The organism is Veillonella sp. (genome assembly GCF_018364065.1).
In the GTDB taxonomy this organism is placed as follows: domain Bacteria; phylum Bacillota; class Negativicutes; order Veillonellales; family Veillonellaceae; genus Veillonella_A.
On record NZ_JAGZMO010000004.1, the window covers coordinates 139,225 to 152,458 of the forward strand.

Consider the following 13,234-nt stretch of genomic DNA (forward strand, 5'->3'; position numbering starts at 1 on the left):
GACCTTTACATTGTAAATGTATTATATACATAGTAAGTTAATTTTATATAAATCTAAGTCTTGACTTTAGATGTTAAATTTTAACGGATATAGTATAATATAGGTATAAGTATAGAAGTCCGGGGATTTATAATCCTTTGATGAGAATGTACCGATGTAACGTCTGTAGTAATGAAAAGATAGGAAGTTGTTATCGTGGAAAACAATAAATCAAACAAAACAGGAAAACGTTATAAATGGCTTGCCTTGGCCAGTGCATTATGGCTGCGCGGCGTGTCCATGGTATTCGGCGCATCCCCTACAACGGTGGATTGGAATACGATTAATTTAGTTCCATTGCCTGCTGTATTGACTGAAGAAAAAGATACGCTGATTTTATCAGACAGCCCGGAATATGTAGACAAGAGCGGTGTAGTAGCGGCAGGTACTGTAAACGGTACAGGACGTGTATTCTTCTATCATGTAAATGAAATGGAAGAACCGCAGAAAATCGCCATTGTGCTTGAAAATAAGGAAAATAAACCGGTAGAAGTAACCGTGCATCGCGCTATTTACGCAACACCAAGCTCCGATTACTTTAATGTAGGTCGCGAATTGTCGTATGATGATTTGAAGACTTCCTCAGTAGAAGCTAATTACGACTGGAAATTGGCGGCACAACATGGCCGTTCTTTGACAGCAGCGGGCGTATCCAACAAGAGTGCGAATGATAAAGAGGAACAGAAGCGTTATACATTTGGCACTGTGCCTGAATATAATGGAGACATTATGGGGACGGGCAACAGCGTAACCTCCACAGGTTATTTGGCCGCTGAAGGTGCTGTAACAACTGACGGAGCTCAAAGTGTTAACGGCGACAGTGCAAAAGTTGAATCGGGCACAATGAAACCGATGCAGCTCGTAGTGGATAAAGAACGTTACAAACAGATTAAAACGCAAACTGCACTTAACAAGAAAATGATTGAAAAGCGCGCTGACATGAAGGAAACAGTAGTGGCTACGTATCAGTTACCACCATTGGGCCGCATTGACTTGTTCCCGCAGTTAGATAAAGTAGTTGTATTAAAAGATCAGCTATTCTCAGGTATTGTTGACTTCACAACGTCCGGTCCTGTATGGACTAAAGTTATGATGGTGCCTCATGATATGCCGGCTTTAAATGCGGCGATTACTGCACAGGATCTGGAAATGGACGATGTAGCATTGCGCGGCACATACTTTGGTGCACAACGCCGACTCATGTTATTCCAACCATACGATACATCCCTAGGTCCTGTATCTATTATGGTGGCCAATGATCGTGAAGATCCATTCGTAGCCGGTGTGGATGAAATGAGTAATAACCAGCCTGTGACTAACCGCGGTAACTATGGTGTAAGCTATCACATTGCATTCCCGACTATCGGCGTGGAAGATTTTGCCGTGTACTTTAACCCATTGGGCGGTGCGTACTCCGGTGCACTCCGACTTACTTATGGGGATCAAACAGACATTTATAAAGTACCAAATACAACTCAACCTTATTTAGGTAATGGCACAATTTATGATACTCAATACCTTGATACATTCAAGGGTGGTCAAACATTGCATATCGAATTTATGCCAGCCGGTGCATCTAACTTGCCGGTACAATTCCTGTTAGTTCCTTTAAAACATAAAAACTAATTGGAGTTATAACTGAATAATTCAAAAGACGTCAACAATTCTGTTGACGTCTTTTTGTTTGAGAGAACTTAAAATCAGTAAGAAAATTAAATGTCTTTTTGGAGCAGATGGAGTTATTGTTCCTTGTTATCATTATTTTAATGAGTTATATTCTCATATTTATTAGGGATATAGCTCAAGTGGATTAGAGGTGATACGAATGGAACATATTTTTCTTTGGCGCCGTGCCGTTATCGGTTCGTTAGGCGTACATATAATGGGAGCCGTCTTTTTAGGGATTATCGGATGGCATATGAGTCAGTCTTTGCAGCAGGACTCCTATGAAATAGATTTGTCTATCAATCAGGATCAGGTGCAGGCGGAGAAGACTTCATTTGCACCGCCGTTGACGCAAACGGATATAGCCGCTCGTGTGACGGCGGCTATGCACGATGTGAAAGCTTCGGGGGAAAGTTCGAGTACTGATGCAGGTAGTCATGCAGGTGGCAATAATATGTCGGCAGGAGGAACTACAACGACTCACAGTACAGACACAGTCCCTGTACAGGGAGCTCAAGTTACTGCAGGACAAGGAACGATGGGTGTGCCTAGGGGCTCCGCCGGTGGTCAAGGTGTAGGCGGCGACTATGATGGTGCCGGCACAGGCACAGGCGGTGGCACCGGTATTGGTGACGGTGCAGGGAGCGGTTACGGAGAAGGCGACGGAGCGGGCTATGGCACCGGCGGTTCTTTTGATGGCGACGGATTTTGGAGTGCTGTAAATAGCAGTAAAACATACCCGGCACAGGCTGTTAAACGAGGCATTGAAGGCTCGGTAACTGTTCGCGTGGAATTGGACGGGGGAGGTAATTTGTTATCTGCCACGGTAGTAAGCTCATCGGGCAGCCGTATTTTGGAACAGGCTGCCGTACGGGCCGTAGAACGGGCAACGCCGTATCCGAATGCATCGGGACAGACGCAGGTGGTGGATGTACCACTGCAATTCCAATTAGTTGATTAGATAATTATTTGATACAGTAATTATTTGATACGGTAATTATTTGATACGGTAATTATTTGATACGGTAATTATCTGATAAGGTATTAGTCGATAAGGTAATTAGCAGATTAGTTGGATAGGTAATTAAGTAATTAGGTGAATTGCTAATTAATTGACAATTAATCTCAATAAATGTATAATAAAGTGGCTCTAAATGGAGCGGTATTATTTCAAGGTATGGAATTAATAGACCTTTCTGTAGGTACAGTTTATAGATTGTAATAATCTAAACGTACGTGCAGAAGGGTCTTTTTTTATTGGAGGCATATAAGGGATGGAACCGATGGAATTGATTAGAGATAAAGTGCAGGATACGGGAACACGCCTGTTAGAGGTGTTGCCGACGCACAAAGTATATGAGCGGAACAGTGAAGCGGGGCGGGCTCGCATGATCAGCCACAGTGTATTTGACGGCATAGAGCTGGTATACAATGATGTGGTTATGGATCGCATTACGCATAACGCCAGACCGCTGGAAGGCCTTTTTGAGATTCATTTTTGCCAGGACGGACGTATTGAATGTTCTTTCGAAAATGGAAAATGTTTATATATGAATCAGGGGGATGTTTCAATCGGTTGGAAAAAGAGCAATTCCTACCGTCACTCATCCTATTTCCCAAGCGGCTATTACAAGGGCGTGTCGCTGGCTGTTCATTTGCCGAAAGCACAGGAGGCCATCAATGATTTCGTAGGGGACGGTAAAATCGATTTACAGGCTATTTGCAATCGCTTTTGTCAAACCCACGAATTTGGACTCATCAAAGACTTGGGACGATTGAAAGACTTATTTTTAGATTTATATAATGTACCGCCGGTTTTACCGGAAGTATATTTACGATTAAAATGCGTCGAAATATTCGTCCTTTTGGGCACATTGAGCGGTGCGGATAACCGTGAGCGTGATTATTTTGACCGCGCCCAGGTGGAAACAGTAAAAGAAATTCACGACTTATTGGTGTCGGATTTAAGCAATCACTATACCATTGAAGAGCTGGCTGAACGGTACCGCATGTCCATGACCACGTTGAAGCGTTGTTTCAAGGGCGTGTACGGCATTACGTTATATCAGTATGTTAAGCGCAGTCGTATGCGCGAAGCGGCGCGAGAATTGAAGGAATCGAATGATACGATTTTAACCATTGCAAACCGCTGGGGCTACGAAAACGGCAGTAAGTTTTCCGGCGCTTTCAGACAAATTATGGGTTGCAATCCGAGAGAGTATCGCTTGCGACATAAGTGCTAAGTGCAGATGTGCTGTAGTAAAAGGCTCGTATGGAGTAAAAATGAATGTCTTAATGGAGCCTGAGTACCCGTTTGGGGTAGTTATGTAAAAATGAAATTTGTTATCATTTGATGTGCAGGGATTAAATGGATTGGTTCCCCTGCAAGGAGGTAATATACAATGGAAGCAGTTGCCTATGTAGGCCATTTATTTGTGAGCGGCGGCCTGGTGATGTACCCGCTGTTACTTTTGTCTATTATTACGGTAACCATTGCAATTGAACGATGGTATTATTTCAAACATAATACGCAGGGGATACGCGTTTTCGTGCACGGCGTATACCACAGTATTAAGGGAAATGACTGGGATACGGTAGATGAATTGTGCCGCGATTATCCGATGGCGCTAAGTCGTGTAATTCAGGCGGGCTTGCGAAACACGAAGTCGGAGCGGCACGTAAAAGACGGCTTTATGGAGCAGATGACCATGGAAATGTCGTCGTTCAAACAGTATCTTGATTATTTGAGTGCTATTGTTACCGTGGCGCCTCTGTTGGGGCTCCTTGGAACGGTTACCGGTATGATCGGCACGTTCGGCGTGCTTGATGCGGGCGGCGGTGCTTCAGCAGTAACCGGCGGCATCGGGGAAGCACTCATTGCGACGGCCAGCGGCCTGTGCGTGGCCATTATCGCCTTCGCGGTGTACACCTTCTACAACCACAAGTTGGATCATTTTATGGTTAATTCTGAAAAGACCTGCCTCATGGTAGTGAATAACTTGAAGAAGGAGTGGGATTAAGAGATGTTTAAAAACTTGGGAATGAAGCAGAAACCTGTGTTTATGATTATTCCGATGATCGATATTATCTTCTTTTTACTCGTATTCTTTATGATGAACAGCATTCAGACGGTGGTTCAAAAATCGCTGGATGTGCAGCTTCCTGCAGCGCAGACAGCACAGACACAGAAGCAAGTTCCTGTTATAATAACCTTAGACAGAGCGGGACATATTGTGATAGACTCACAATCATTTACGGCGGAGACGGCTAAACAGATATTAACGTCCAAAGCGGCCGAAAATCCCTCATTAGCAGTTATTTTACAGGCGGACACACAGGCACCGCACGGCCAGGTCGTGGCCATTATGGACATGGTGCGCAGTGCGGGCATCAAGAAATTTTCCATAGGTGCAACTAATCAGTAGTTGTAATCATTGCATCTAATTAGCAGGCCCAACCAATCAGTAGAAACATAATTACTCATATAGTATGTAAAAGCTTTTGAAAGGACCCGATTTATAATGAAACTTGAAGAATTATTTGCGAGTATGTCCGAAGAAGAGCGGATTATACAATTTGGACGCCACACAAATAATCCTTTAGTGGAGGCGTTTGATGCGAAGCGTGTCGTACATGCGGGACTGAACGGACGCCCGTTAAGTCCTGAATCAGCGCAGTCCACTTGGGAGAGCGTCATGGCCGAGGAGCCTGTAAAAGGGCAACTTCAATCGGCGTATATACACATTCCGTTTTGTCAGACTAAGTGCCTATATTGCGGTTTTTTCCAAAATGCGGCCAATCAGAGCGCGGAAGACCGCTACGTAGACTTATTGATTGAGGAAATGGAACGTGATGCGGACCATCCTCGCCTTAAAAACGGATTAATACAGACAGTCTTCATCGGCGGCGGTACGCCTACATCTTTGTCGGCACATAATGTGAGCCGTTTGCTTAAAACGATTAAAAAATGCCTTCCGTTGGCTAATGACTATGAGCTTACCTTGGAAGGACGAATCAATGATGTGGTGCCGGAGAAAATGGAAGCGTGGTTTGCCAATGGTGTAAACCGCATGTCCTTGGGCGTGCAGTCATTTCATACGGACATTCGCCGTCAAATGGGACGACTGGATGATCAGGAGACAATTTTAAAACGCTTGCAAGCGATCAAAGAATACAATCAGTGCTCCTTGGTGGTGGATTTGATTTACGGCTTGCCGGATCAGACGCCGGAGAAGTGGTTGGAAGATTTACAAATGCTGGAAACTGCGCCTATTGACGGCATGGATTTATACCAGCTGAATGTATTTGAAAATAGCGATTTAAACAGCCAGATTCAGAAGGGGATAATTTCGCCGGCAGCGACTACGCAGGAACAGGCGCAAATGTTTGCCTTGGCTCGTGAGTTCGTTGATACTCATAACTTCCGACGTTTAAGTGCGGCTCATTGGAGCCGTTCCACTCGTGAACGGAGTTTATACAATATGATGGCGAAGCGAGGTTATCCGATGTTCCCGTTCGGCTGTGGTGCCGGGGGCAATGTAAACGGATATATGACCATGTTGCATCGTTCCCTTCGTCCGTACGAAGCGATGGTGGAAGCGGGGCAGAAGCCGTTTATGGTTCTCATGAAACAGTCACCGCTGCAGGAAATGGTGAACATCATTGTGGATCAGTTGGAACATTGCCATTTTGATTTGCGTCCGCTCATTGCTTACGACGAACGTCTGGGCGACTTGGCTTGGCTCTTTGACTTGTGGTGTGACCGCGGTTTATGCAGACATAATGGTGTCATGTACCAGTTGACCTTGGCCGGTGAATTCTGGCATGTGAATTTGACACAGACAACCATTGAAATGGCACAATACATTTTGACCGGCGAGACCGTAATGCTAAAAGAAAAAATCGCCGCTCAAAACAAAGGGAACGGCGGAGGACATCCGGCGGGAGTGCCTAAACATGGAGGCAGTCATCCGGCTGGCGTTCCGAAACATGGAGGCGGTCATCCTGCGGGCGTTCCAAAGCATGGAGCCGCACATCCCGGCGGTGTACCTAAAGGCCACCCGGCAGGTATTTCGAAAGAGGGCGCAGCTGGGCATCCTCATGGAATTCCTAAGCACGACATAGGTGCTCATCCGACAGGTCCTATTAAAGGGCATCCGGCAGGAATTCCCAAGCAATAAGATGGAAAGCGGAAAGATTAAATAAACAACGATGCTAATACAAGTTACGTTCAGTCACAAAATGAATTAGCGTAATATAGTAAGGTAAGTAAAGTAAGTAAAGTAAGTAAAGGCAGTGAATTAAGGTGGTAAGTGAGGTGATGGCTTGAAGAAATATTTAATGATTCCTGTAACATTGGTTGTGGGCAGTTTGCTCGTTTTAGCTATATGGCTTTCAGGTTTTTCTGTAAATCAGGAGCCATCAGTTATGACGCGCACCGTGGTTGATGCCACGGGAACGCAGGTTACTATGCCCTTACATCCGAAGCGGGTTGTCATTTTAAATTCAGCGAATTTGGACATGTATTATGCGGTAGGCGGTACTGTAGTAGGGAAGCCGCGCTCGTCGTATCTGTCCCCGGAGTTGATCAAGGCTACCGCCGATGTGCCATCCATCGGGACAATTCACAGTCCCAATGTGGAGGCCATTATCGGATTGCAGCCGGATTTGGTTATCGGCCTGAACGTGCCGTTTAACACGAATCTGCGGGACATGCTGAGCCAGGCGGGCATACCGCTGTATATAAATGATTTGAACACCTATGACGATATGATTAAGGAGCTTCGTTTTTTTGGTACCCTCACAAATCATGAAGATGTAGCCGAGGCAACATCAGAAGAAGCGTTGAAGGGCTATAATGAAATTGTAAGGCTCGCAAGAGCCGAGCAGGGACCGCGTACTTTGATTATTTTCGGCGCACCCGGCAGCTTCAGTATGGCCACTACAAAATCGTTTGGAGGCAATCTTCTTCAGATTTTGGGAGGCGACAATATTGCAGACCGGGACAGTTCGCTTACAGGCGAATACGTGCCGCTCAGTTTGGAGTACATTATTAAGACGGATCCGGAGGTTATCTTCTTCATTTCCATGACAAAAAAGCCTGACAGCATTGAAACGTTTAAGCGTGATATGCAGGAAAATTCAGCGTGGCAGCAGGTAAGTGCGGTGCAACAAGGACGCATTTATTACTTATCGGGCGGCTTGTTCGCAGCCAATCCGGGCACGCGAATCAATGAAGCTTTGAGCATTATGTATAAGGATTTGTATGGAAAGGAGCCGTCGTATAATGCGCCTCAATGAAGATAGACAAATTAAAAATAATCAGTACGCCGATGCGCGTTATGGTCGGCGAAAAGCAGCCTTTCTAATGGCCGGGCTTTTATTACTCGTGGCTGTATGGGCAGGCATTTTATATGGCGCAGTGCCTATCAGCATGCAGGATCTAATGGCCATGTTTACCGGACAGGGGGCGGCCGATACGGAGCAAATCGTGTATTACTTACGTATACCTCGTGTAATAACGGCTGCCTTAGTGGGTATGAATTTAGCTTTAGCAGGCTGCATTTTGCAGGGCGTACTTCATAATCCGCTGGCCGATCCGGGCATTATCGGCGTTACGGCCGGTGCCGGGGTATCGGCTATGGCGATTATGATTTTAGCGCCAACCTTGATTTTCTGGGTGCCGTTGGCGGCCTTTGTAGGAGCCTTGACCGCTTTGGCTATCGTATTTTTACTGGCCTGGGACAGAGGCATCAATCCGTTGCGTCTCATTTTAGCCGGCGTGGCGGTAGCCGCCTTTTTCGGCGGTGGAACGACCGCTTTGTGGGTAGCGTTCCCTGACCGCATTCAAGGAGCCGTAAACTGGCTGGCCGGCGGTTTTGCCGGGGCTCGCTGGTCCTATGTATGGATTGTTTTGCCTTACAGCATAATCGGTTTAGTGGGAACACTTTGGAATTACCGCAAACTTAACGCGCTCCAAATGGGTGATGAAGTGGCCTTATCTTTGGGGATTAATTTAAAACAAACACGTTTTATTTTAATCCTGTTGGCAGCCGTTTTAGCGGCATCGTCAGCCAGTGTAGCCGGACTCTTAGGCTTCGTTGGCCTCATTGTGCCTCATATTATGCGTCTCGTCGTAGGCTCGGACTTTGCGTTCTTATTGCCTGCGTCAGCCGTGTTCGGTGCCGCCCTTTTAGTAGGTGCTGACACCTTCGCACGGACCATATTCAGCCCTATGGAAATCCCGGTAGGCATATTCTTATCCTTCCTGGGAGCTCCATTCTTTTTGTATTTATTGAAACGGAGGAGCCGAGCATGACAGGAATTTTAGAAATGACGAACGGCTCTATCGGGTACAGGGAGCGCGTTGTAGGGAAGAATATTAACCTTACGTTTCACAAGCCGGAGATTGTGAGTATTATCGGGCCTAACGGTTCAGGTAAGTCGACCGTGTTGAAAACGCTGGGACGACTACTGGAGCCTGTAGGCGGCGTGGTTATGTTGAACGGCAAAGACATTCAACAGCGAGGGGCCAAGGAAGTGGCACGGATTATTTCCATGTTGCCCCAATCGGCCCAGGCACCGCAGGACATGACTGTACGAGATTTAGTACTTTGCGGACGGCTGCCTTATCAAAATGCGTTCAGCACTTTGACGGAGGCTGATGTAAAAGCGGTGGATGATGCGATTACAGAAACGGGCCTTGAAGATTTACAACACAGACCGTTGAAAGATTTGTCCGGCGGCGAGCGTCAACGGGCCTGGCTGGCTATGGCGATTGCGCAGGAGCCGAAGATTTTGATGCTCGATGAGCCGACCACATTTTTAGACGTGCGATATCAGCTGGAACTTATGAAGCTGGTTGTGAAGCTTCATAAAACGCGCGGTATTACAGTCATCATGGTACTTCACGACTTGAATCATGCGGCCCATTTCAGTCATCGACTGATTGCTGTGAAAAAAGGTCAGATTATGGCGGACGGACCGGTGACTGATATTTTCAATGAAGACGTGCTGAGCAATCTATACGAAGTGAATATGATGTTCAACAAGGTTCGCATCGGCGAAGAAGAACACACGATCTGCATACCGTACAGTCAAGATTGAGGTTGAAAAAACTTAAGACTGAAAAAACTCAAGATTGAAACTGTAAAACTTCAAGCTTGAAATTGTAAAACCTCAAGATTGAAGCTGTAAAGCCTCTAGATTAAGCCTGTAAATCGGTGATTTAGTTTATAGTAATTGTTTGAAAGGAGCTCTACGATGAAGAGTATTGTTATTTATTCGTCCCGTACGGGGAACACAAAACAAGTGGCGGAAGCAATTCATTCGGTGTTACCGGAAGGTACCCCTATTGTAACGGTAAAAGAAGCGCCGGAGAATTTGAAGGACTATGATGTTGTGTTTATGGGCTTCTGGGCTGATCAGGGCAATGCCAATAAAGAGGCGCAAGCGGTACTTAAATGCATTGATGCGGAAAAAGTGGCCTTGTTCGCCACATTGGGCGTGCCACCTATGATGCCACATGCGAAAGAAACTATGGTGGCAGCTACACAATTACTTCCTGAAGGCCAAACACCGGTAGGCACATTCATGTGTCAGGGCAAAGTAGACCCTAAAGTAATTGAAATGATGTTTAAAATCTTCCCTGACGGACATCCTCATGGCCGCAGTGCGGAACGTGAAGAACGCCATAAACAGGCTGCATCCCATCCGGACGCGAACGACTTGGCTAAGGCTAAAGAATTTGCCAAAGACGTGTTGGCTAAATTAGGGTAAGTTTTTAATTTAGTAAAAGCTTATATATTGTATATGCTTTTAAATTAGTGAAAGTTTCTAAGTTAGTATCAGCGTTTAACTTGGAATACGCTTTTATATGAGTTTAAATTTTTATATAAATTTTAAAATGTATTAATCTGACATAATAGGTAAGGACCTATTCGCAATTTTCTTGGGAGCACAGGCGCAGTAAGCAGTGGCAGTCGTTACAACTGTTGCAACTGTTCACTTACATGCGCTGTGTGGCGAATCAGGTCCTTTTATTATGTCATTTTTTATGCATAGATTTTTGTGAAGTGTAGTAAGTGCTATTTGTGAAAGCGGCTTTAGTTACGTGAGTTAAGGGCATATAGAAAAGTTCTATTCAGAAAAGTAAATATTAAATCATATATGTGATTGTTGTTGGAGGTGATGCAGAGAGGGAGTTATGGTTGCCGTGTGGGTAAGTAATGGAAATTTAAGGGGATACCGTCACTTACAATTACTTATGGAGCTTAGTGTTTAGGGATATTTTAAAAGCGCATAAATAATTTATAGGAGATTCAGGTATGAACGGAGTATCAAAAAAGCATTTAATTTTAACCGGTTTAATTTTGTCGGCTATGGCGTCGCCGGTGTGGGCCGCCGATTCTGTAAGTGACTCAGACAGCACAGTGAGTCATATTGACACCGTTGTGGTAACCGCTTCAAAAACGAAAGAAACAATTAAAGCGGCACCGCAGGCCGTTGAAGTAATTACGGCGGAGGATATGAAAAAACTGGGCGCCGATAATTTAGTGACCGGTTTACAGTTGGCAGATAACTTAAGCTTGTCCGGTGCCACGCAGAGCGGCACGGGAAATCAGGTTATGCTTCGGGGCATGGACTCCCGTCACACACTGATTTTAGTGGACGGAAAACGTATGTCCGGCGAAGATACGGCGCAGACAGCCAATATTTATGTATTGAGCCGCATTAACTTGAGCAATGTGGAACGCGTGGAAATCGTGCGCGGTGCAGCCAGTGCGTTGTATGGATCTGACGCTATGGGCGGTGTTATTAACATTATTACGAAGAAAAATGCGGAAGAAGGCGGCTCCGTTGGTGTGAGCACAGGGAATCATGAAATGACGAACTGGTACAGCTATTCCACCGGTAAACAGGGCCGTTGGACTGCTACGGCGGATGCGCGATTTACAAAAGTACGCGAAATCAACGTACTCAGCAGCTCTTCGTCGTCCGGCAATGTATATAATCAGCCGAGCTTATACGGTACGAAGCAATTCTATAATGTGAGCACCACTTATGATTTCGAAAATGCTAACAACAATGAACTTCGTTTTGATGCGTCTTATTGGACTTCTAACATGCAGACTTCGAGTAGCAACAAGTCTTCCATTGCCCGCTATAATCAGGACGGCTACGATTTAAGCATGGCGTACAGCGGTAAAACGGACAGAAACGAGTATGAAATTCGTACGTACTATGACCGTTTAAATCGCGAGTATCGCCCGGCTTCATCAGCGTTGAACGAAGACGGCAAGTATTACAACTTCGTCGTGGAAGCTCATGACACTATGTATGTGAATGATGATCATACCCTTACATTCGGTGGTGAATATCGCAAAAACTATTACGAAGGTACACGTTTAGAAGATGAGGCGGCTCATGAAGTAGATTCTGTAGCGGCTTTTGTGGAAGATACATGGCAAGTCAATGATAAATGGATTTTACAGCCGGCTGTGCGTTTTGAACACAATGACCAGTTCGGTTCCAATGTGTCTCCGAAGTTGGGTACTACCTATAACTTCACCGATCATTTCCGTGTGAAAGCCAACTACGGATTAGGCTACCGAGCCCCAAGTATTTCCGATTTGTACATGAACTTCAGCCATACTGTGGGCACATTCTCGTACCGCATCTTAGGTAACGAAAATCTGGAACCTGAAAAATCCAGAAACTTTGATGTGTCCTTGGAAGGTGAAAAGGGCAACATGTTCGCAAAAGTGACTTACTACGACAATCGCGTTAAGAACTTGATTGACTATACGGTAGTGGGGTATATTAGCGGCTTCCTCACTATGAAGTATGTAAACATCGATGAAGCGCGTATTAAAGGTGTGGAAAGCACTTTGGGATACAACTTCAGTGACCGTTTAACCTTCAAATTGACACATAATTACATTAACGGTATCGATGAAAGCGATGGCAGCCGCTTGGCTAACCGCCCACGCTCCATCAGTACAGCTCAGCTTTCTTACGACAATAAAGAGACAAACGGCTATAATATTACGCTTTGGGATTCCTTTACTGATGATTATTACTTTAACAGCAAGTATTATAGCTTCAATACTCTCAATGTGTCGGCTACGAAACGCGTCAATAAAGACTTGTCAGTTTTTGCGGCGGTGGAAATTATCTTTGATAAAGAAATTGATGATCTGTACATGTTCGGACGCGTATGGCGTGTTGGGGCAGAAATGAAATTCTAATCAGTGAAACTCATTACAGCCTTTATCATGGACGTGTCGTGGGCGTGTAGTTTGAAGTTGTCCACTTCCAATGCTATGTTTTGGGCATGTGGTTTGAAGTCTCCCACTTGAAATGATATAAAATAAAAAGTTTACATTAGATTCTAAGTAGAATCTTTATGATGTTCGTTATTCGGGTAGGACTAAGCAGTCTAAGAAACGCTATGGTTCTGCCCGAATCACTTTTTTTAGATACTTAAGATGAAGGGATAGTGATAGGTCCTTCTTTGCATAGAGCATAG

General features: G+C 45.1%; 11 protein-coding genes. All 11 read left to right on the top strand.

Annotated elements, in window-relative coordinates; all coding sequences use genetic code 11:
- Nucleotides 1-195: 195 nt before the first annotated feature.
- The 11 genes from KHZ77_RS05555 (at nt 196) to KHZ77_RS05605 (ending at nt 12,953) form a co-directional block, all read left to right on the top strand.
- Complete coding sequence (locus KHZ77_RS05555; RefSeq protein ID WP_295196497.1) at nt 196-1,665, top strand: hypothetical protein; 1,470 nt, start codon at nt 196-198, stop codon at nt 1,663-1,665.
- A gap of 199 nt (nt 1,666-1,864) precedes the next feature.
- Entirely contained in the window at nt 1,865-2,665 is an 801-nt protein-coding gene (locus tag KHZ77_RS05560; RefSeq protein WP_295196499.1) for an energy transducer TonB, read from the top strand.
- A 322-nt stretch (nt 2,666-2,987) separates the two neighbouring features.
- Complete coding sequence (locus tag KHZ77_RS05565) at nt 2,988-3,947, top strand: AraC family transcriptional regulator (RefSeq protein WP_295196501.1); 960 nt, start codon at nt 2,988-2,990, stop codon at nt 3,945-3,947.
- A 159-nt stretch (nt 3,948-4,106) separates the two neighbouring features.
- Nucleotides 4,107-4,724 (top strand): MotA/TolQ/ExbB proton channel family protein, encoded by a 618-nt coding sequence (locus KHZ77_RS05570; RefSeq protein WP_295196503.1) that lies wholly within the window; start codon nt 4,107-4,109, stop codon nt 4,722-4,724.
- A 3-nt stretch (nt 4,725-4,727) separates the two neighbouring features.
- Complete coding sequence (locus KHZ77_RS05575) at nt 4,728-5,129, top strand: biopolymer transporter ExbD (RefSeq protein ID WP_295196505.1); 402 nt, start codon at nt 4,728-4,730, stop codon at nt 5,127-5,129.
- 96 nt (nt 5,130-5,225) lie between these two features.
- On the top strand, nt 5,226-6,884 hold the full coding sequence (gene hutW / locus KHZ77_RS05580; protein WP_295196507.1) for a heme anaerobic degradation radical SAM methyltransferase ChuW/HutW: 1,659 nt from the start codon (nt 5,226-5,228) through the stop codon (nt 6,882-6,884).
- A gap of 145 nt (nt 6,885-7,029) precedes the next feature.
- Nucleotides 7,030-8,004, top strand: a complete 975-nt coding sequence (locus KHZ77_RS05585; protein ID WP_295196509.1) for an ABC transporter substrate-binding protein — start codon at nt 7,030-7,032, stop codon at nt 8,002-8,004.
- 67 nt (nt 8,005-8,071) lie between these two features.
- Nucleotides 8,072-9,022, top strand: a complete 951-nt coding sequence (locus KHZ77_RS05590) for an iron ABC transporter permease (protein ID WP_295196923.1) — start codon at nt 8,072-8,074, stop codon at nt 9,020-9,022.
- Nucleotides 9,019-9,810 carry an ABC transporter ATP-binding protein gene (locus KHZ77_RS05595; RefSeq protein WP_295196511.1) on the top strand — a complete coding sequence of 264 codons (792 nt, stop codon included), beginning with the start codon at nt 9,019-9,021 and terminating at the stop codon, nt 9,808-9,810. The genes KHZ77_RS05590 and KHZ77_RS05595 overlap by 4 nt, the downstream gene beginning before the upstream one ends.
- 156 nt (nt 9,811-9,966) lie before the next feature.
- Nucleotides 9,967-10,482, top strand: a complete 516-nt coding sequence (locus KHZ77_RS05600; RefSeq protein ID WP_295196513.1) for a flavodoxin family protein — start codon at nt 9,967-9,969, stop codon at nt 10,480-10,482.
- 548 nt (nt 10,483-11,030) lie between these two features.
- Nucleotides 11,031-12,953, top strand: coding sequence for a TonB-dependent receptor (locus KHZ77_RS05605; protein ID WP_295196515.1), 1,923 nt, complete (start codon nt 11,031-11,033; stop codon nt 12,951-12,953).
- The last annotated feature ends 281 nt before the right edge of the window (nt 12,954-13,234 follow it).

Excerpts from the sequence above, each read along its gene's own strand:
- KHZ77_RS05590 (WP_295196923.1), top strand. The coding sequence starts at position 8,072 with ATGGCCGGGCTTTTATTACTCGTGGCTGTATGGGCAGGCATTTTATAT.
- KHZ77_RS05595 (WP_295196511.1), top strand. The coding sequence starts at position 9,019 with ATGACAGGAATTTTAGAAATGACGAACGGCTCTATCGGGTACAGGGAG.
- KHZ77_RS05560 (WP_295196499.1), top strand. The coding sequence starts at position 1,865 with ATGGAACATATTTTTCTTTGGCGCCGTGCCGTTATCGGTTCGTTAGGC.
- KHZ77_RS05605 (WP_295196515.1), top strand. The coding sequence starts at position 11,031 with ATGAACGGAGTATCAAAAAAGCATTTAATTTTAACCGGTTTAATTTTG.
- KHZ77_RS05600 (WP_295196513.1), top strand. The coding sequence starts at position 9,967 with ATGAAGAGTATTGTTATTTATTCGTCCCGTACGGGGAACACAAAACAA.
- hutW (WP_295196507.1), top strand. The coding sequence starts at position 5,226 with ATGAAACTTGAAGAATTATTTGCGAGTATGTCCGAAGAAGAGCGGATT.
- KHZ77_RS05575 (WP_295196505.1), top strand. The coding sequence starts at position 4,728 with ATGTTTAAAAACTTGGGAATGAAGCAGAAACCTGTGTTTATGATTATT.
- KHZ77_RS05570 (WP_295196503.1), top strand. The coding sequence starts at position 4,107 with ATGGAAGCAGTTGCCTATGTAGGCCATTTATTTGTGAGCGGCGGCCTG.
- KHZ77_RS05565 (WP_295196501.1), top strand. The coding sequence starts at position 2,988 with ATGGAATTGATTAGAGATAAAGTGCAGGATACGGGAACACGCCTGTTA.